We start from the raw sequence: 18,316 nt of genomic DNA on the forward strand, positions 1-18,316 counted from the left end.
TCGTGAAGCCCAGCAATCCCGGTCTGCTCGTCGGCGTCGTGGTCGTGTTCGCCGTCGTGACCTGGGCGTTTCTGCAGGGCGCCTACGCGAGTCTGCCGCAGGTGCCCTGGACGGCCATCCCGACGTTCCTGCTGCTGGCGATCGGCGAGGCGTACACGGGGTGGCTGACCCGGGGGCGGATCATGCGGAAGGAGGACACCACCCCGCCCGAGCCGCTCGTGGTGGCGCGGCTGGCCGCGCTGGCCAAGGCGACCGCCCTCGCGGGGGCGGCGTTCGCGGGGGTGTTCGCCGGGTTCTTCATCCACACCCTGGGGATGTTCGACATCCCCGGGCCACGGCAGGACGCGCTCGTGTCGGCGGGGTCGCTGATCTCGGCGGTCCTGCTCGTCTGCGCGGCGCTGTTCCTGGAGTTCTGCTGTCGGATCCCGGACGACAAGAACAACCAGAACCAGCGGCCCGCCTGATCACTTGTCGATGTCGCCCACGACGAAGAACATCGAGCCGAGGATGGCGACCATGTCGGCGACCAGGTGGCCGGGCAGCATCTCCCTCAGCACCTGGATGTTGTTGAAGCTGGCGCTGCGCAGCTTCAGCCGCCACGGGGTCTTCTCGCCCCGGCTGACCAGGTAGTAGCCGTTGATGCCCAGAGGGCTCTCCGTCCAGGCGTAGGTGTGGCCTTCGGGCACCTTCAGGATCTTGGGCAGTCGCTGGTTGATCGGGCCCGGCGGCAGGTCGGCGAGCCGGTCGAGGCAGGCGTCGGCGAGGTCCAGCGAGACCTTGACCTGGTCGAGCAGGACCTCGAAGCGGGCGTGGCAGTCGCCCGCCTCCCGGGTCACGACCTTCACCGGAAGCTCGCCGTAGGCCAGGTAGGGGTCGTCGCGGCGCAGGTCCCAGTCGACGCCGGAGGCGCGGGCGATGGGGCCGCTGACGCCGTACTGGCGGATCGTCTCGGGGGTCAGGACGCCGACACCGCGGGTGCGGGCCAGGAAGATCTCGTTGCCGGAGATCAGGTTCTCGATGTCGGGGAGGCGGCGGCGGACGTCGGCGACCGCCTGGCGGGTGCGGGACATCCAGCCTTCGGGGAGTTCCTCCTTCAGGCCGCCGACGCGGTTGAACATGTAGTGCATGCGCCCGCCGGAGATCTCCTCCATGACCGCCTGGAGGGTCTCGCGCTCGCGGAAGGCGTAGAAGAGCGGGGTGATGGCGCCCAGTTCGAGGGGGTAGCTGCCGAGGAACATCAGGTGGTTCAGCACACGGTTCAGCTCGGCGAGCAGGGTCCGGGCCCAGACCGCGCGTACGGGGACCTCCATGCCGAGCATGCGCTCGACCGCGATGACCACGCCGAGTTCGTTGGCGAAGGCCGAGAGCCAGTCGTGGCGGTTGGCCAGCACGATGATCTGGCGGTAGTCGCGGACCTCGAAGAGTTTCTCGGCGCCGCGGTGCATGTAGCCGATGATCGGTTCGGCGGTGCCGATGCGTTCGCCGTCGAGGGTGAGGCGCAGCCGCAGCACCCCGTGGGTCGACGGGTGTTGCGGGCCGATGTTGAGGATCATGTCCTCGGTCGCGAGCTCCTTGGCGCCCGCGCCCATGCCGACCATGATCTCGCTCATGGTGTCATCGTGCCACGACCCGTTTAGCATGTGAAATGTGCGGTTTGACCCTTGGAACCCGGATTTCGTGGCCCATCCTTACGACGTCTACGCCGATCTGCGCGCCGACGGGCCGGTTCACTACTTCGACAAGACCGACCAATATCTGATCCCGCGCTACGAGGACGTCAACACCCTGCTGCGGGATCGCCGCCTCGGGCGGTCGTACCTCCATCTCGAAGACCACTCCGTCTTCGGGCACGAGCCGGAGCCGGAGTTCCAGGAGCCGTTCTGGCGGGTCGTGCGGGCGGGCATGCTCGACGTCGAGCCGCCCGTCCACACGCGGCTGCGGCGGCTGGTGTCCAAGGCGTTCACGCCGCGCATGGTCGAAGGGTTGCGGCCCCGGATCAGGGTGATGGCCGCCGAACTGGCCGACGCCCTGGCCGCCAAGGGCGGCGGCGACCTGATCGCCGAGGTCGCCGAGCCGCTGCCGGTGACGGTGATCGCCGAGATGCTGGGCGTGCCCGAGCAGGACCGCCCCTATCTGAGGCCGTGGTCGGCCGACATCTGCGGCATGTACGAGCTCAACCCGTCCCTCCAAGCGCAGCACACCGCCGCGCGGGCGGCCGAGGAGTTCGCGTCCTACCTGCGCGACCTCGCCCGCGTCCGTGCAGAGAACCCCGGCGACGACCTGATCAGCGCGCTGACGCAGGTCGGGCTCACCGATGACGAGCTGATCGGCACCTGTGTGCTGCTGCTCAACGCCGGGCACGAGGCGACGGTCAACGTGACCGGCAACGGTTGGTGGTCGCTGTTCCGCAACCCCGGCGAGCTGGAGCGGCTGCGCCAGGACCGGTCGCTGCTGCCGACGGCGGTCGAGGAGATGATGCGCTGGGACACGCCGCTGCAGATGTTCGAGCGGTGGGTGCTGGAGGACATCGAGGTCGGCGGCACCCCGATCCCGCGCGGCAGCGAGGTCGCCCTGCTGTTCGGCTCGGCCAACCGCGACCCGTCGGTGTTCGCCGAACCCGACCGGTTCGACGCCGGGCGCAGCGACAATCCACACATCTCGTTCGGGGCGGGCATCCACTTCTGCCTGGGCGCGCCGCTGGCCCGCATCGAGCTCATCGAGTCGTTCGGCGCGCTGCTGGACCGGGGGATCGACCTGGTGGAAGAGCCGGCGTGGAAACCCGGCTACGTGATCCGCGGCCTCACCGAACTGCGGGTCTCCACAGGCTGATTCCGTTACGGCTCCGCCCACCCCGCACCGACCACCGCCCCCGGCACCCGCCGCATCCGGCGCTCCGCAGCCGCTCCCGGCCCACAGCCGACGACTAAAGGTTCCCGGTTATCCACAGCCTGTGGACAACCGGGATCCCGTGGTCAGTGCGTGGCGGGCGTCGACTTGGTCAACGCGGCCACCAACGGCGCCGTCAACCGCGCCGCGAGCGGCCCGAAGGCGGCCAGGATCAGCACATAAGCCGCGGCGAGCGGTCCCAGGTCGGGATGGGCCCCGGCCGCGACCGCCAACCCGGCGATGACGATGTTGAACTCGCCCCGGGGGATGAGCGCGATGCCGGCGCGCACCCGTCCGGCCTTGCCGATGCCGGCGCGGCGGGCCGCGAATGCGCCCGTGGCGAGCTTGGTCACCATGCTGACGAAGGCCAGGATCGCGGCCAGCCACAACACCGGCACGATCTTCGCGGGGTCGGTCTGGAGACCGAAGAACACGAAGAAGACGGCCGCGAACAGGTCTCTGATGGGCATCAGGAGCGCCCGGGCGTCGTGAGCCAGCTCGCCCGACAACGCGATGCCGACCAGGAACGCGCCGACCGCCGCCGAGACCTGGAGCTGCTGGGCCAGACCGGCGACCAGCATGGCCAGGCCGATGACCTTGAGCAGCAGCACCTCGGAGTTCGGGCTGGCGACGAACTTCTCGATCCAGTCGCCGAACTTCAGCGCCACGACCAGAACCACCGTGACCGTCGCCAGGGCGATCGCGACCGTGACCGCGCCGCTCAGCAGCGACACCCCGGCCAGCAGGGCCGTCAGGATCGGCAGGTAGAGCGCCATCGTCAGGTCTTCGAACACCAGCAGCGACAACACGACCGGCGTCTCGCGGTTACCGATCCAGCCCAGATCCGACAGGACCTTCGCGGTGATGCCCGACGACGTCGCGTAGGTGACGCCGCCCATCGCGACCGCCGCGACCGGGCCCCAGCCGAGCAGCAGCGCGGCGATCACGCCGGGGGCCGCGTTGAGGATCAGGTCGACCAGGCCGCTGGGCGCGTTGCTCTTGAGGCTGGTCATGAGCTCGTCGGCGTTGTACTCCAGGCCCAGGGTGAGCAGCAGGAGGATCACGCCCAGTTCGGCGCCGGTGGCGATGAACTCCTCGCTGGTCGCGAGCGGCAGGATGCCGCCCGTGCCGAAGGCGAGACCGGCGACGAGGTAGAGGGGGATCGGCGAGATGCCGACACGGAGGGCCAGGGCCCCGAGGATGCCGAGCGCGAGAATAACCCCGCCGAGCTCGAGGAAGAGTATCGCGGTGTGGTGCACGCGCCCTACCCGTCAGCCAGGATGTCGGCGACCGCCGCGGTGTTCTCGGCGTCGCCGACCACCACGACCACGTCTCCGGCCCGGAACCCGAAATCGGGCGTCGGGCTGGCGTGCACCTGATCACCGCGCACCACGGCCACCACGGAGGCGCCCGTGCGGGTGCGGATGCGGGCGTCGCCGAGCGTGCGACCCTCGTAGGGGGAGCTCGGGGTCACCGGGATCTGCACGCTGACCAGGCCTTCGACCTCGCGGTGAAGGGCGTTGAGACGCTGGACGATGCGGGGAGCGCCGAGGAGCTCGACGAGGGCGTCGGCCTCCTCGTCGGTGAGTTGCACGCTCTCACATGCCCGATCAGGATCGTCGCGGTCGTAGATGATCAGATCGCGTCTGCCGGAACGGTGCGACACGATTCCGATGCGACGACCTGTGTGGGTCGTGAACTCGTGTTTGAGGCCGATTCCTGGCAATGCGGTCTGCTCGATCTCCACACCCTTTACCGTACCTGTTCTAACCAGCCGAAACCTCCCAGCCCCCGAGGGTCGATGAGCTCGGCTTCGGCCGAGGCGCGGGCCAGCGCGCGGAGGTAGCCCGGCGGGTCTTCCGAGGCCAGCGCCAGCGGCGGGCGGGCGCCGGTCAGGCCCAGGTCGCGCAGGGCCTCGCGCTGGGTGGTGAGCAGGCCCTCCCCCCGGGCGCAGGCGTCGAGGGCGACGTGGGCGGTGATGTCGCAGGTCCCGTCCGGTACGGGGGGCACCGCGTGGCCGTCGCGGTAGCCGGTCAGGGTGCCCAGGGCGGGGCGGTCGGCCAGGGTGTGGGCGTAGTCGACGGCGACGCACGTGCCGCGCGAGAGGCGGGCGAGCAGGGCGTCCCACGCCTCGTCGCGCGGGCTGCCGATCTCGGCTCGCAGTCCGACGCGGGGGAGCGGCCACCAGGCGGCGAGCCAGGCGAGGTCGGCGGGGTCGGTGAGCAGGGGCCCCAGGCGCTCCGCGCCCGTCTCGGGGTCGACCAGGACGACCCGGGGACCGTCGTGGGTCTGCTCGACCACGTCGAGCGGCACGTTGTCGAGCCATTCGTTGGCCACGACCAGACCGGTGATCTCCTCAGGGGCCTCCCCGGCCCACTCGATCTCCGAGGGGAGATCGGCCGGCCGCGGCGCCACCTCGACCGCGGTCACCCGGAGCCGGTCGTCGCCGAACGCCGCCAGCACCCCCGCCGCCAGGCGCCCGTCACCGGCCCCCATGTCGACGAAGTCGAGCCGCGCCGGACGCCCGAGCCGCGCGTCGACCCGGCCGAGCAGCCGCGCCACCGCCTCGGCGAAGATCGGGGAGGCGTGGACGGACGTGCGGAAATGCGCCGAAGGGCGCTCCTTCAGGTAGAACCCGCCGGCTCCGTAGAGCGCCCGATGGGTCGCCTCCCGCCACGAAACCCACATCCGCACGACCTTACCCAGGAAGCGGTGTCCGAATGTGGACACTCGTGATCGCCGCGACCCCCCGACCCTTACGGCTTCCAGTAACTCCCCGCCGTTACTCTGGCGGTCGGGAGGACGGCATGGACACAAGCGATCGCCCCGCGCGGCTCAGCGTGGGGGTGCTCGGAGCCGGACGGGTGGGTTCCGTTCTCGGTGCCGCTTTGGCCCAGGCGGGACACCGAGTGGTGGCCGCCAGCGGGGTATCCGACGCGTCCCGGCGGCGGGCCGACGACCTGCTGGGCGTCGAGCTGAGCAGACCCGACGAGGTCATGCGCAGGGCCGAACTGATCCTTTTGACGGTGCCCGACGACGTGCTGCCCGGCCTGGTGTCGGGGCTCGCGGCCACCGGCGCCGATCTGCGCGGCAAGCTGCTGATGCACGCCAGCGGGGCCTACGGCCTGGGCGTGCTGCAGCCCGCGACCGACGTGGGCGCGCTGCCGCTGGCGCTCCACCCGGTGATGACCTTCACCGGGCGCGGCGACGACTTCGGCCGGCTGAACGGCTGCACGTTCGGGGTGACCGCGCCCGACCAGCTGCGGCCGGTGGCCGAGGCGCTGGTGATCGAGATGGGCGGCGAGCCGGTCTGGATCAACGACCGCGACCGCCCGCTCTACCACGCGGCCGTCGCGGGGGCGGCCAACCACATGGTCACCCTCATCGCCGAGTCGCAGGACCTGCTGTCGCGCATCGGGGTCGAGCACCCCGGCCGGATGCTGGGGCCGCTGCTCGGGGCCGCGCTCGACAACGTGCTGCGGCTGGGCATCACCGGGCTGACCGGGCCGGTCGTCCGGGGAGACGCCGAGACGGTGCGCAAACACGTCGACGCCCTGATCCTGGCGGCGCCGGAGGCGGCCGACGCGTACATCGCGCTGGCCCGGCTGACCGCCGACCGCGCACTGGCCGCGGGCCTGTTGAAGCCCGAGGCGGCCGAACGGCTCCTCGACGCGCTGGGAGGCAACATATGGACCTGACGGTCGCCGGGAACCGCGCGGAGCTGGCGGCCGCGCGCCGGCCCGGCACCTACGCGCTGGTGCCCACGATGGGCGCCCTGCACGACGGGCACCGGTCGCTGATCCGGCTGGCCCACGAGCAGGCCGACCACGTGATCGTCAGCGTCTTCGTCAACCCGCTCCAGTTCGGGCCGGGCGAGGACTTCGGGCGTTATCCCCGCACCTTCGACCACGACCTCGAAGTGTGCGGCGAAGAGGGCGTGAGCGTGGTGTTCGCGCCCGCCGTCGACGACATGTACCTGCCCGACCGGCAGGTCTCGGTGTCGGCCGGGGCGATGGGCACCGTCGCCGAGGGCGCGTTCCGGCCGGGGCACTTCGACGGAGTGCTTACGGTGGTGCTGAAGCTGTTCAATCTGACCCGGCCCGACGTGGCCGTGTTCGGCCAGAAGGACGCCCAGCAGCTCGCCCTGATCCGCCGGATGGTCGCCGACCTCGACGTGCCGGTGACGATCGTCGCGGGTCAGACCGTGCGCGAACCCGACGGCCTGGCGCTGTCGAGCCGCAACCGCTACCTGTCGGCCGACGACCGGGCCACCGCGCTCTACCTGTCCAAGGCGCTCAGGGCGGGGGCGGCCAACCCCCACCGGGCCAAGGAGGCCGCGAAGGCGGTGCTCGAAGAGGCTGCCCGGCTCAAGCCCCCGCTGCTGCTCGACTACCTGACGCTGGCCGACCCCGCCACGTTCGACGAGGTCCCCGCGGGCCACCGGGGGGAGGCGATCCTCGCGGTGGCGGCCAAGGTCGGGACGACCCGCCTGATCGACAACGTTGTAGTGAGTCTCTGAAGGGATTCCGATGCTCAGGACCATGCTCACGGCCAAGATCCACCGGGCCACCGTGACCCAGGCCGACCTCCACTACGTGGGGTCCCTGACGGTCGACGAAGACCTGCTGGACGCGGCCGGCCTGCTGGCCGGTGAGCAGGTCCACGTCGTCGACATCGACAACGGGGCGCGGCTTGTGACGTACACCATTCCGGGCCCCCGGGGTTCGGGGGTCGTCGGCATCAACGGGGCCGCCGCCCGCCTGGTCTCGCCGGGAGATCTGGTGATCATCATCGCGTACGGGCAGCTCACCGACGCCGAGGCGCGGGTGTTCACGCCCAGGGTGGTGCACGTCGACCGCGACAACCGCATCGTCGATCTGGGCACGGATTTGGCCGAAACGTTGCTTCCCGGTTTGGAAAGGGGCGACGAAGTGGCCACCCGGGGATGAGCCCTTCGATCGCGGGCGTTATCGTCATATTGACGAAAGGGGCTCGCGATGACCGACACCACCCTCCCCCGCAGACTGACCGCGCCGCCTCCCGGCTGGACGACGTCCGCCGACGTGGTCGTGGTCGGCTCCGGGATCGCGGGCCTGACCGTGGCGCTGCGCTACACCGAGCTCTCCCCGGCCGGTCGTGTGCTCGTCGTCACCAAAGACGTCCTGTCGGCCGGATCGACCCAGTGGGCCCAGGGCGGCATCGCCGCCGTGCTGGCCCCCGGCGACACCCCTGACGAGCACCTGAGCGACACCCTGCTGGCCGGGGCCGGGCTCTGTGACGAGGAGGCGGTGCGGGTCCTGGTCACCGAGGGCCCCGACGCGCTCAAGCGCCTCATGGAGCACGGCGCCCGCTTCGACCGCGACGACCGCGGCGAGCTCCAGCTCACCCGCGAGGGCGGCCACCGCCGCAACCGGATCGTGCACGCCGGCGGCGACGCCACCGGCGCCGAGGTCCAGCGGGCCCTCGTCGAGGCGGCCGGCCAGGAGCCGCGCATCGAGATCATCGAACACGCGCTGGTCCTCGACCTGCTCACCGACGCCCAGGGCCGGGCCTGCGGCATCACCCTCCACGTCATGGGCGAGGGCGCCCGCGACGGCGTGGGCGCGGTCAGGGCGGGCGCGGTGGTCCTGGCGAGCGGCGGCATGGGCCAGGTGTACGCCTCCACGACCAACCCCCTGGTCTCCACCGGCGACGGGGTGGCGCTGGCGCTGCGCGCCGGGGCGGTGGTCCGCGACCTGGAGTTCGTCCAGTTCCACCCGACGGTCCTGTGGCTCGGCCACGAGTCGACCGGGCAGCAGCCGCTCGTCAGCGAGGCGGTCAGGGGCGAGGGCGCGGTGCTCGTCGACTCCGCCGGCGAACGCTTCATGCTCGGCGTGCACGAACTGGCCGACCTCGCCCCCCGTGACGTCGTGGCCAAGGCGATCATGCGGCGGATGGCCGAGACCGGCGACGACCACGTCTACCTCGACGCGCGGAGCTTCGGCGAGGAGAAGTGGCAGGCCCGCTTCCCCACGATCCTGGCGATCTGCCGGGAGCACGGCATCGACCCGGTGACCGAGCCGATCCCGGTCGCCCCGGCCGCCCACTACGCCAGCGGCGGCGTGCGCACCGACCTGTTCGGCCGCACCAGCGTGCCCGGCCTCTACGCGTGCGGCGAGACGGCGTGCACGGGGGTCCACGGGGCCAACCGCCTGGCGTCCAACTCCCTGCTCGAAGGGCTCGTGTACGCCGAACGCATCGCCTCCGATCTGATCACCCCCCGCGCGGAGCCGGGGCCCGACGTCTTCGACGGACGGAGCGGACTCGTCGACCCGCGCACGCGCGGCCGGGTCCAGGCGTTCATGAGCCGGGGCGCCGGGGTACTGCGGAGCGTGGAGAGCCTCTCCGGAGTCGCCAAGGCGCTGCGCGACGCGCAGTGGACCCCGATCGCCGTCGAGCCCTGTCTGGAGGCGTGGGAGGCGACCAACCTGCACACCGTGGCCACCGCCCTGACGCGGGCCGCCGCGGCCCGGCAGGAGACGCGGGGCTCCCACTGGCGGGAGGACTTCCCCGACCGCCGTGACGACACGTGGCTCGGCCACCTCGACATCACGCTCACCGAGAAGGGCGAACTGGTCATGGAGCACGTACCGCACGTCAGCGCCGACGCCGACCTGCTGGCCGCCGGGCTCGACCCGGCCGAGATCCACACCCTCATCGAGACCGCCTTCCGCGAGGACCTGGCGACCGGCGAGGACGTCACCTCGGCCGCGACCATCCCGGCCGGGCAGAAGGCCGTCGGCGACATCGTGGCCCGCCGCTCCGGCGTGGTCGCCGGCCTGCCGGTCGCCGCCGCCGCGTTCCGCCACGCCGGCCTGGAGGTCGAGCTCCGCGCCAAGGACGGCGACCAGGTCTGCTACGGCGACGTGCTGATGACCGTCAGGGGCGAGACCAGGGAGCTCCTCACGGTCGAGCGCACCGCGCTGAACCTGCTCACCCACCTGTCGGGCGTCGCCACCGCCACCGCCCAGTGGGTGAAGGCGATCGACGGCACCGGCGCCCGGGTCAGAGACACCCGCAAGACCCACCCGGGCCTGCGCTCCCTGGAGAAGTACGCCGTCCGCTGCGGCGGCGGCGTCAACCACCGCATCGGCCTCTACGACGCCGCCCTGATCAAGGACAACCACGTGGTGGCCGCCGGCGGCGTCGCCGAGGCGTTCCGCGCGGTGCGCAAGGCCTACCCCGGCCTCCCGATCGAGGTCGAGGTCGACCGCATCGACCAGATCGAGCCGGTGCTCGCCGAGGGCGCCGAGGAGATCCTGCTCGACAACTTCACCGTGCCGCAGCTCAAGGAGGCCGTGGAGCTGGTCGCCGGGCGTGCCCGCCTGGAGTCGAGCGGCGGCCTCACCCTCGACACCGCGCGGGCGGTGGCCGAGACCGGGGTCGACTTCCTGGCCGTCGGAGCGCTCACCCATTCGTCCCCCGCGCTCGATATTGCACTAGATCTTCGTGGTGCATAATCGGGGCATGCTCCTCACCATCGACGTCAGCAACACCCACACGGTGCTTGGCCTGTTCGAAGGTGAAGAGGTCATCGAGCACTGGCGCATCGCCACCGACGCCCGCCGGACGGCCGACGAGCTCGCGGTGATCCTCCAGGGGTTGCTGGCCCAGTCGGCCATCCTCAAGAACACCGACATCTCGGGCATCTCCATCTGCTCGACCGTGCCCTCGGTCCTCAACGAGATGCGCGAGATGTCCCGCCGCTACTACGGCGACGTGACCTCGGTGGTCGTGGAGCCCGGCGTCCGCACGGGCGTGCCCGTGCGGATGGACAACCCGAAAGAGGTCGGCAGCGACCGCATCGTCAACGCGCTGGCCGCCATCAGCCTGTTCGGCGGCCCCTGCGTGGTCGTCGACTTCGGCACCGCGACCTCCTTCGACGCCGTCTCCGCGAGGGGTGAGTACGTCGGCGCGGTGACCGCCCCCGGGCTGGAGATCAGCGTCGACGCGCTGGCCGAGGCGGGCGCCCAGCTCCACAAGGTCGAGCTCGTCCGGCCCCGCTCCGTGATCGCCAAGAACACCGTCGAGGCCCTCCAGTCGGGCATCATCTACGGCTTCGCCGGGCTGGTCGACGGCATCGTCGACCGCATGACGGCCGAGCTCGCCGCCGACCCCGACGAGGTGACCGTCGTCGCGACCGGCCCCGGGGCGCCCCTGGTGGTCAGCGAGGCGCGCACGATCGACGTACACGAACCCTGGCTCACCCTCATCGGCCTGCGGCTGGTCTACGCCCGAAACACCGCCTAAACGCCGCTAATCTGTAGTGCCGTGAGCGAAGAGCTGAACGAGCTTCCGGAGCAGATGCGCGTCCGCCGCGAAAAGCTGGACCGTCTGATCTCCGAAGGCGTCGACCCCTATCCGGTGAACTACCCGCGGACCGCGACCAACGCGGAGGTCCGTGCGAAACACGCCGGCCTCGAGGCGGGCGCCGCGACCGGCGAGACCGTCGGCGTGGCCGGTCGCGTGATGCTCTCCCGGATCGGCGGCAAGCTCTGCTTCGCGACCATCCGCGACGGCTCGGGCGACCTCCAGATCATGTTGTCGCTCGACCGGCTCGGCGAAGAGTCGCTGGCGGCCTGGAAGCGCGACGTCGACCTGGGCGACCACGTCGGCATCACGGGCGAGGTCATCACCTCCAAGCGCGGCGAGCTGTCGATCATGGCCGACTCGTGGGCGATCACCGCCAAGTGCCTGCGCCCGCTGCCCGAGAAGCACGCCGGCCTCAGCGACCCCGAGGCCCGCGTCCGGCTGCGCTACGTCGACCTCATCGTCAACGACGAGGCCCGCAAGATGGCCCACATCCGCAGCGCCACCGTGCGCGCGGTGCGCGACTTCTGGCACGAAGAGGGCTACCTCGAGGTCGAGACGCCGATGCTGCAGCCGATCCACGGCGGCGCGGCGGCCCGGCCGTTCAAGACCCACATCAACGCCTACGACATGGAGCTCTACCTTCGCATCGCGATCGAGCTCTACCTCAAGCGGCTGGTCGTCGGCGGCATCGAGAAGGTCTTCGAGATCAACCGCAACTTCCGCAACGAGGGCGCCGACTCGACCCACAACCCCGAGTTCACCATGCTCGAGGCCTACGGCACCTACCTCGACTACAACGACATGGCCGACCTGACCCAGCGCATGTACCAGAAGGCCGTCGTGGCCGCGCTCGGCACCAGCGTCGTCCGCCACGGCGACCAGGAGATCGACCTCGGCCTGGCCGAGTGGCCGCGCATCACCCTCTACGGCTCGGTCTCCCAGGCCCTCGGCGAGGAGATCACCACCGAGACGCCGCTTGAGGCGCTGCGGAAGCTGGCCGACCGGCGCGAGATCCACTGGGACCCGAAATGGGGCCAGGGCAAGCTCGTGCAGGAGATCTTCGAGGCGCTCGTCGAGCACACCCTCGTCCAGCCCACGTTCGTGATGGACTATCCGCTGGAGACCTCCCCGCTGACCCGTCAGCACCGGGAGAATCCGCTGCTGACCGAGAAGTGGGACCTGATCGGCTTCGGCACCGAGCTCGGCACCGCCTACTCGGAGCTGGTCGACCCGATCGAGCAGCGCCGCCGCCTCACCGAGCAGTCGATCCTGGCGGCCGGCGGCGACGCCGAGGCGATGCAGCTCGACGAGGACTTCCTGCAGGCCCTGGAATACGCGATGCCCCCCACAGGCGGTATGGGAGCGGGCATCGACCGCATGATCATGGCCTTCACAGGAAAAAACATTCGCGAAACAATCCTGTTCCCGCTGGTACGCCCCAGCCATTGATTTCGCGTTCAGCAGCAGGTGAGGCCCCCACGGAACGTGGGGGCCTTGTGTTACCAGGCGTTCACATACGCCTGAGCGTGTCAATACCGCTGCTTGACGTCCTTTCTCCCCGACGTTTACCTTCCCTGAGGGGTGGCGAGAATCATCCGTCGTGGGAGAGGGGCTCACGATGTCAGTTTCCGAGACCGAGCGCGTCGGCCTGACCGACGACGAGTTGCTGCTGCTGGCCGAACTGGCCAAGGGCGTGACCGTCGACCGTGTCGGGCGAAGCCTTGATGTCAGCGGCCGGACGGTTCGTCGTCGGCTGCGCGGCATCTGCGACCGCATCGGCGTCGCCACCGCCATCGAGGCCGTCGCATGGGCGGCCCGACGGCGTTTGATTTAGTCGGCGATCCTCACGGCACCCGCGAACGGCCTGTTGCCGATCGCCGCGACCCGCACGACGTCACCCGTGCGAGGAGCGTGGATCATGTAGCCCCCTCCGATGTAGAGGCCCACATGGTGCAGGTCGTTGTAGAAGAACACCAGGTCGCCCGGGCGCATGTCCTCGCGTGAGACGTGCGTGCCCGCCGTCCACTGGCTGCCGGTGTAGTGGGGGATGCTGATGCCGACCGTGGCGTAGGCCGCCATGATGAGGCCGGAGCAGTCGTAGGAGTTGGGTCCTTCGGCGCCCCACACGTAGGGCTTGAGCTGCTGGGTGAGCGCCCACCTGACCGCCTGGGCGGCCTTGCCGTCGCCGACGACCGGCAGGCTCAGGCGCTTCGCCACCGACACCTGGCCGGCGACCTGGGCGTACAGCCGGCTCTCGGTCTTCTTGATCAGGCCGCGGATCGTGTTCTCGCGCTTGTCGAGGCTCTTGATGAGCTTGCTCACCTCGTCCTGGCGGGCCTTGGCGCTGACGCGCGCCCGCTCGGCGGCCTTGCGCGCCTTGGTGAGCTGGACGACCTCCTCGCCGCTCTGCAACTGGAGCGCGTAGGTCGTGGAGGCGACGTCCATGTAGGCGTCGGGGTTGGGGGCGTTCATCAGCGAGATCCCGCTGGCGCCGCCGGTCATGTAGGCGTTGGTGGCGAACACCATCGCGCGCTTGCGGCGGGCCTCCAGGTCGGCCTCACTGGTGTCGAGCGTCTTCTTGGCCGCCGCGGCCGAGCGCTTGGCCTCGTCGAGCCTGACGCGCTCACCGTTGTACTGCTCGGTGAGCGACTCGATCTCCTCGTGCAGCTTCTCGACCTCGGCGGTGAGCTCTTTCAGCGTGGGCTCGGGGTCGGCGGTGGCGGAGACCACCGGGGCGCAGATGGTGATGAGGGCCAGCGCCGAGCCCACGAACACGACCCTGCGGACGGTTCGACGAAACAACCATGCTCCTTCCAGAGGGCCTGCCGGGTTAGCTGACGGGTTCGGACGGAAGCAGCCCTACCTTGCGGATTCACCCCGTCGGGCCGCGCGGAGGCGGCCCGGGTGGTTCCCCGGCTCCTCCGCCTCAGGCGGAGGACTCGGCCGCCTGGACATTAGTGCACGTCATGTTCGTGCTCAACCGGAACTGCGATTTCTGTCTAGGTTCGACAACCGAACAATCACGGACAGATCACGCAAGAGACCACTGTAACCCAGGTGACCACGGGGGTTTCGGTCGCCACGTGTGACCGGGAGCTTCGTCGATTTGTGCGAGACCGTTAAGGTCCTTGCATGGTCAAGGTCCGCCGCGCGCGTACCCCCGACGTCCGGGCGATCCGCCGGTTCGTCGACTCCTACTCCGGGTCGGGTCCCCGGCTGCTCAAGAAGAGCACCGTCACGCTCTATGAGGACGTCCAGGAGTTCTGGGTGGCCGAGCTCGACGGCGCGGTGGTGGGCTGCGGCGCGCTCCACGTGTTGTGGGAGGACCTGGCCGAGATCCGCACCGTCGCGGTCGACCCGGCCTGCCGCGGCATGGGCATCGGCCACGAGATCGTCGGGGCCCTCATAGCGACCGCGCGCGAACTCGGGGTGCGCCGCGTCTTCTGCCTCACCTTCGAGGTCCCGTTCTTCGAACGCCACGGCTTCCGGGAGATCAACGGCACCCCCGTCTCTCCCGAGGTGTACGCCGAACTGCTCGCCTCCTACGACGAAGGCGTCGCGGAATTCCTCGATCTTGAACATGTGAAACCCAACACTTTGGGCAATACACGCATGATCCTGCACTTGGAACCGCGTGCTTGACGGTGGTCATAACGGGCCGGGAAGGTGACTGTAGATCCGGCTATCGATACTTTTGGCTATGTCAAGCGTGCGTGTCTCACGTGTACCGCATGCGTACTCGAAGTGAGGTGACACGGTGAGCGCCCAGCCGCCATACCGCCCGGACGACCGTGAAGGGCAGCAAGGCCAGGACAAGCCCGCGCAGGACTATGACCCGGACATGACGATCGTGAGCCGCAACCCCACCGGGGGCACCGGCCAGCAGCCCGTCTACGGCCAGCAGCAACAGGGCTACGACCCCTACGCCCAGCAGGGCCAGCAGGGGCAGCAGGGATACGGCCAGCAGCCCCAGCAGGGATACCCGCAGCAGGGCTACGGCCAGCAGTCCGGTTACGGCCAGCAGTCTCAGCAGGGCTACGGGCAGCAGCAGCCCGGCTATGGACAGCAGCCCGGTTACGGCCAGCAGCCTGGTTACGGGCAGCAGTCTCAGCAGGGCTACGGGCAGCAGCCTGGATATGGACAGCAGCCGCAGCAGGGCTACGGCGAGCAGCCCGGCTACGGTCAGCAGCAGCCCGGATACGGCCAGCAGCCTGGTTATGGGCAGCAGCCTCAGCAGGGCTACGGTCAGCAGCCGGGTTACGGCCAGCAGCCGCAGCAGGGCTACGGCGAGCAGCCCGGCTATGGGCAGCAGCAGCCGGGATACGGCCAGCAGCCCCAGCAGGGCTACGGCCAGCAGCAGGCCCCGTCCTACCAGCAGCAGCCCGGCTACCCCGGCCAGCCCCAGGGCACCTACGGCCAGCAGCAGTACTCCGCCCCCGCCTACAACCCCGGCTACCCGGCCCACGCCCTTCCCCCGGGTGTGCCGGCCCCCCTCGCCGACTGGTGGCAGCGGCTCGTGGCCCGCATCGTCGACGGCCTCATCATCGGCGTCGTGTTCGCCGTGTTGTCGTTCGCCATCACGGCCCTGGTGGTCACGCAGCCGTCGTTCAACCCCGACGACCTGACGTCACTTGAGGGCAGCGGTTTCACCCTCGCGACGATCCTGATCACGCTCGTGAGCGCCACGGCCTGGTTCGCCTACGAGTTCTTCATGCTGAAGTCGCGCGGACAGACCCTCGGAAAGATCGTCATGGGAATCCGCGTCATTCCGGTGGGCGGCGCCCTCTCGACGCCCGGACTTTCCGTCGAGACCGCCGGCAAGCGCGCGGCCGTCATGTACGGCCCGCAGTTCATCCGCGCGTTGGCGATTGTTCCGGTGGTGGGCCCCATCATCAACCTTGTGGCGGGCCTGTTCTCGCTCCTGAACGTTCTGTGGCTGCTCTGGGACAAGCCTCTGCAGCAGGCGCTTCATGACAAGGTGGCGAATACGATCGTCGTCAAGGTCAAGTAGTGACATAGCGCATCGAACTAACGGTGCCCGGGGTCGATGGATCGCGCCATCGGCCCCGTTTCATGTACACAGCGTGTTCGGTCCGTTCTATCCGAAATAACTTCCTAAAGCGGTAAGCGGTTGGTGCTAGCGTGCCGTGGGACCATGAACACTCATGTCCCCACTTAGAAGTGACGAGAGGTAACCAATGCACCCGGAACCGCCCCCCGGTCAGAACCCATATGGTTCCGTCCCGCCGCCGCAGCAAGGCGGTTACCCCCCGCCCCAGGGTTACCCGCCGCAGGGCGGTTACCCGCCGCCGCAGCAGGGCGGCGGATACCCCCCTCAGGGTGGATACCCGCCCCAGGGTGGATATGGTGCGCCCCAGGGTGCGCAGGGATATGGCGCACCGCAGGGTTATGACGCCGCCCCCGCATATGGCACGCCGCACGGCGCGCCTCTTCCCCCCGGAGTTCCGGCGCCTCTTGCCGAGTGGTGGCAGCGTTTGGTCGCCCGCATCATCGACGGCCTAATCCTGGGCGTCGTGGTCAACCTGCTTATCGGCCGCCTGATCTCCGGCGCGTTCTCCACGACGACGACCAGCGAGGTCGCCGGCATTACGATCGAGGTCCCGTCGGTCTCGTTCGTCGGCCTTCTGATCCAGGCCGTGGTCTCCTTCCTGCTGTACGCCGCGTACGAGTTCTTCCAGATCTCGCGCGACGGTCAGACAATCGGCAAGAAGGTTATGAAGATCCGGATCGTTAAGCTCGGCCACCCCGCCATGGGCGGCATCGACGCCGAAAGCTCCATCAAGCGCATCGGCGTCATGTGGGGCCCGCAGCTGCTGGCGTTCAACACGATCCTCAGCTTCATCGGCGGCGTGTTCAGCCTGGTCAACGTGCTGTGGCCGCTGTGGGACAAGCCCCTGCAGCAGGCGATTCACGACAAGGTCGCCGGAACTGTGGTGGTCAAGCTCTGAGGCCCGCGGAAGCGTTCCAAACAGAGGGGCGGTCGCTCGGCGACCGCCCCTCTCGCTTTTCATCGGTACGATTCATAAGCATCGGGTAAGCGGCCTGACCACCCCGCGCGACCCACCGGTCACGGACTCCGCTATCGTCAGGGACGTCGCCGTGGCCCATCTGACACGAAAGCCCCGATTTCATAGGGGTTCCCGGCGTTTTCCCAGGGAAGGAGTGAGGTCGAATGTCAGAGGTATTGTCCGCCCTCATACCACCTCTCGTAGTCGGTGCGGCGGTCGTCTACGGCGTCGTAAAGTTGCTGCGTTCTGATGCGGCGGGGCTCCGGGGAAGGCACGAACCGGACGAGAAGTCTTCCGACAACGCCTGAACCTGAACGCCTCCTGGGAATCGTGAATTGTCAGCGGCGGAAACCGGGTATATGTTTGGCTGACGAATCAAACTTTGCTCTGCGAAAGGATTGCCGGATGGCCAAGCACACGCAGGTGATTCTCATCGACGATCTCGATGGCGGCGAGGCCAATGAGACTGTCACCTTCGCGCTTGACGGCACGTCATATGAGATTGACCTCAGCGACTCGAACGCCAAGAAGCTCCGCGAAGCGGTCCTGCCTTTCGTCAACGGTGCCCGTCGTGCGGAATCGACTCCTTCACGTGGCCGTCGTCGTGGCGGCGGTGGCTCGCAGCGCGCGATGACCCGCGAGAAGAGCGCGGAGATCCGCGCCTGGGCCAAGGCGAACAACCACCCCGTGAGCGAGCGCGGCCGCATTGCCGCCTCGATCGTGGAGGCCTACGAAGCGGCTCACTAAGTGCCGGGACACGGACGGCACAGACGGCCGTGGCTCGCGCGTTGTGAACCCGCATCAAAATCACGAGACGCGGACGGCGCCCGCCGGCCGCGGCTCGCGCACGTGAACCTTCCTCGAATACGGGAGACGCGGACGACCGAAGGCCGTCCGGGGTTCACGCTGCCAATCTGTCCCAAAGAAGCGATCGTGCGGTTATACCGGTCGCCGGGCGTCCTGAACTCGACGGGATGTCACGGCCATCGGGATGATCGCACGATCGTGTTTTGTGTCACATAAACGTCGTTCGCTTGCGGCGTATCGGG

The 18,316-nt window shown here is 69.3% G+C and carries 18 protein-coding genes and 1 riboswitch; of the genes, 13 read left to right on the plus strand and 5 right to left on the minus strand.

Annotated elements, in window-relative coordinates; genetic code table 11:
* Positions 1-2 precede the first annotated feature (2 nt).
* Complete coding sequence (locus tag QSK34_RS15835; protein ID WP_285584789.1) at positions 3-464, plus strand: DUF3180 domain-containing protein; 462 nt, start codon at positions 3-5, stop codon at positions 462-464.
* Here QSK34_RS15835 and QSK34_RS15840 read toward each other — a convergent pair whose 3' ends face one another.
* Complete coding sequence (locus QSK34_RS15840; RefSeq protein ID WP_285584791.1) at positions 465-1,610, minus strand: NADH-quinone oxidoreductase subunit D; 1,146 nt, start codon at positions 1,608-1,610, stop codon at positions 465-467.
* A 37-nt stretch (positions 1,611-1,647) separates the two neighbouring features.
* Here QSK34_RS15840 and QSK34_RS15845 point away from each other — a divergent pair, with 37 nt between their 5' ends.
* Positions 1,648-2,829: a cytochrome P450 gene (locus QSK34_RS15845; protein WP_285584793.1), complete on the plus strand. Its 1,182-nt coding sequence runs from the start codon at positions 1,648-1,650 to the stop codon at positions 2,827-2,829.
* Between the two features lie 143 nt (positions 2,830-2,972).
* On the opposite strand, the gene QSK34_RS15850 is transcribed toward QSK34_RS15845, so the two are convergent.
* From QSK34_RS15850 to QSK34_RS15860, 3 genes are read right to left on the minus strand one after another with little or no spacing between them, the layout of a single operon-like run.
* Entirely contained in the window at positions 2,973-4,145 is a 1,173-nt protein-coding gene (locus QSK34_RS15850) for a cation:proton antiporter (RefSeq protein WP_285584794.1), read from the minus strand.
* A gap of 5 nt (positions 4,146-4,150) precedes the next feature.
* Positions 4,151-4,633 carry a cation:proton antiporter regulatory subunit gene (locus QSK34_RS15855; RefSeq protein ID WP_030452956.1) on the minus strand — a complete coding sequence of 161 codons (483 nt, stop codon included), beginning with the start codon at positions 4,631-4,633 and terminating at the stop codon, positions 4,151-4,153.
* A 5-nt stretch (positions 4,634-4,638) separates the two neighbouring features.
* Complete coding sequence (locus QSK34_RS15860; RefSeq protein WP_285584799.1) at positions 4,639-5,574, minus strand: SAM-dependent methyltransferase; 936 nt, start codon at positions 5,572-5,574, stop codon at positions 4,639-4,641.
* Between the two features lie 119 nt (positions 5,575-5,693).
* On the opposite strand from QSK34_RS15860, the gene QSK34_RS15865 reads away from it, so the two are divergent.
* The 7 genes from QSK34_RS15865 to QSK34_RS15895 all read left to right on the plus strand — a co-directional run bounded on the left by QSK34_RS15865 (position 5,694) and on the right by QSK34_RS15895 (position 13,072).
* Positions 5,694-6,584 (plus strand): Rossmann-like and DUF2520 domain-containing protein, encoded by an 891-nt coding sequence (locus QSK34_RS15865; protein ID WP_161480955.1) that lies wholly within the window; start codon positions 5,694-5,696, stop codon positions 6,582-6,584.
* Entirely contained in the window at positions 6,575-7,405 is an 831-nt protein-coding gene (gene panC, locus QSK34_RS15870) for a pantoate--beta-alanine ligase (RefSeq protein WP_285584801.1), read from the plus strand. The genes QSK34_RS15865 and panC overlap by 10 nt, the downstream gene beginning before the upstream one ends.
* A 10-nt stretch (positions 7,406-7,415) precedes the next feature.
* Positions 7,416-7,835, plus strand: coding sequence for an aspartate 1-decarboxylase (gene panD / locus QSK34_RS15875; RefSeq protein WP_285584803.1), 420 nt, complete (start codon positions 7,416-7,418; stop codon positions 7,833-7,835).
* Positions 7,836-7,883: 48 nt separating this feature from the next.
* The gene (locus QSK34_RS15880) at positions 7,884-10,385 is read left to right on the plus strand and encodes an L-aspartate oxidase (RefSeq protein ID WP_285584805.1); all 2,502 of its coding nucleotides are present in this window, start codon (positions 7,884-7,886) and stop codon (positions 10,383-10,385) included.
* Between the two features lie 7 nt (positions 10,386-10,392).
* The gene (locus QSK34_RS15885; protein ID WP_030452962.1) at positions 10,393-11,175 is read left to right on the plus strand and encodes a type III pantothenate kinase; all 783 of its coding nucleotides are present in this window, start codon (positions 10,393-10,395) and stop codon (positions 11,173-11,175) included.
* A gap of 54 nt (positions 11,176-11,229) precedes the next feature.
* A complete protein-coding gene (gene lysX / locus QSK34_RS15890; RefSeq protein ID WP_202610285.1) occupies positions 11,230-12,687 on the plus strand; it encodes a bifunctional lysylphosphatidylglycerol synthetase/lysine--tRNA ligase LysX in 1,458 nt (485 codons plus the stop codon).
* Between the two features lie 169 nt (positions 12,688-12,856).
* Positions 12,857-13,072, plus strand: a complete 216-nt coding sequence (locus QSK34_RS15895) for a LuxR C-terminal-related transcriptional regulator (protein WP_030452964.1) — start codon at positions 12,857-12,859, stop codon at positions 13,070-13,072.
* On the opposite strand, the gene QSK34_RS15900 is transcribed toward QSK34_RS15895, so the two are convergent.
* Entirely contained in the window at positions 13,069-14,040 is a 972-nt protein-coding gene (locus QSK34_RS15900) for a C40 family peptidase (RefSeq protein ID WP_235966848.1), read from the minus strand. The genes QSK34_RS15895 and QSK34_RS15900 overlap by 4 nt on opposite strands.
* Positions 14,041-14,042: 2 nt before the next feature.
* Positions 14,043-14,193: riboswitch (cyclic di-AMP (ydaO/yuaA leader) on the minus strand.
* Positions 14,194-14,370: 177 nt separating this feature from the next.
* On the opposite strand from QSK34_RS15900, the gene QSK34_RS15905 reads away from it, so the two are divergent.
* From QSK34_RS15905 to QSK34_RS15920, 4 genes are all read left to right on the plus strand, one after another.
* Positions 14,371-14,880, plus strand: a complete 510-nt coding sequence (locus QSK34_RS15905; RefSeq protein WP_030452966.1) for an amino-acid N-acetyltransferase — start codon at positions 14,371-14,373, stop codon at positions 14,878-14,880.
* Between the two features lie 199 nt (positions 14,881-15,079).
* Entirely contained in the window at positions 15,080-16,249 is a 1,170-nt protein-coding gene (locus tag QSK34_RS15910) for an RDD family protein (RefSeq protein WP_285584810.1), read from the plus strand.
* 187 nt (positions 16,250-16,436) lie between these two features.
* Positions 16,437-17,207, plus strand: a complete 771-nt coding sequence (locus QSK34_RS15915; RefSeq protein ID WP_285584812.1) for an RDD family protein — start codon at positions 16,437-16,439, stop codon at positions 17,205-17,207.
* A gap of 465 nt (positions 17,208-17,672) precedes the next feature.
* Entirely contained in the window at positions 17,673-18,014 is a 342-nt protein-coding gene (locus tag QSK34_RS15920; RefSeq protein WP_161480962.1) for a histone-like nucleoid-structuring protein Lsr2, read from the plus strand.
* Positions 18,015-18,316 lie beyond the last annotated feature (302 nt).

It is taken from the genome of Herbidospora sp. NBRC 101105, assembly GCF_030269205.1.
Classification (GTDB): domain Bacteria; phylum Actinomycetota; class Actinomycetes; order Streptosporangiales; family Streptosporangiaceae; genus Herbidospora; species Herbidospora solisilvae.

What these genes read in the sequence shown, in the direction of transcription:
- lysX (WP_202610285.1), top strand. Translation starts at nt 11,230, where the DNA reads ATGCGCGTCCGCCGCGAAAAGCTGGACCGTCTGATCTCCGAAGGCGTC.
- QSK34_RS15880 (WP_285584805.1), top strand. Translation starts at nt 7,884, where the DNA reads ATGACCGACACCACCCTCCCCCGCAGACTGACCGCGCCGCCTCCCGGC.
- panC (WP_285584801.1), top strand. Translation starts at nt 6,575, where the DNA reads ATGGACCTGACGGTCGCCGGGAACCGCGCGGAGCTGGCGGCCGCGCGC.
- QSK34_RS15910 (WP_285584810.1), top strand. Translation starts at nt 15,080, where the DNA reads ATGACGATCGTGAGCCGCAACCCCACCGGGGGCACCGGCCAGCAGCCC.
- QSK34_RS15920 (WP_161480962.1), top strand. Translation starts at nt 17,673, where the DNA reads ATGGCCAAGCACACGCAGGTGATTCTCATCGACGATCTCGATGGCGGC.
- QSK34_RS15905 (WP_030452966.1), top strand. Translation starts at nt 14,371, where the DNA reads ATGGTCAAGGTCCGCCGCGCGCGTACCCCCGACGTCCGGGCGATCCGC.
- QSK34_RS15915 (WP_285584812.1), top strand. Translation starts at nt 16,437, where the DNA reads ATGCACCCGGAACCGCCCCCCGGTCAGAACCCATATGGTTCCGTCCCG.
- QSK34_RS15895 (WP_030452964.1), top strand. Translation starts at nt 12,857, where the DNA reads ATGTCAGTTTCCGAGACCGAGCGCGTCGGCCTGACCGACGACGAGTTG.
- QSK34_RS15885 (WP_030452962.1), top strand. Translation starts at nt 10,393, where the DNA reads ATGCTCCTCACCATCGACGTCAGCAACACCCACACGGTGCTTGGCCTG.
- panD (WP_285584803.1), top strand. Translation starts at nt 7,416, where the DNA reads ATGCTCAGGACCATGCTCACGGCCAAGATCCACCGGGCCACCGTGACC.
- QSK34_RS15865 (WP_161480955.1), top strand. Translation starts at nt 5,694, where the DNA reads ATGGACACAAGCGATCGCCCCGCGCGGCTCAGCGTGGGGGTGCTCGGA.
- QSK34_RS15860 (WP_285584799.1), bottom strand. Translation starts at nt 5,574, where the DNA reads ATGTGGGTTTCGTGGCGGGAGGCGACCCATCGGGCGCTCTACGGAGCC.
- QSK34_RS15840 (WP_285584791.1), bottom strand. Translation starts at nt 1,610, where the DNA reads ATGAGCGAGATCATGGTCGGCATGGGCGCGGGCGCCAAGGAGCTCGCG.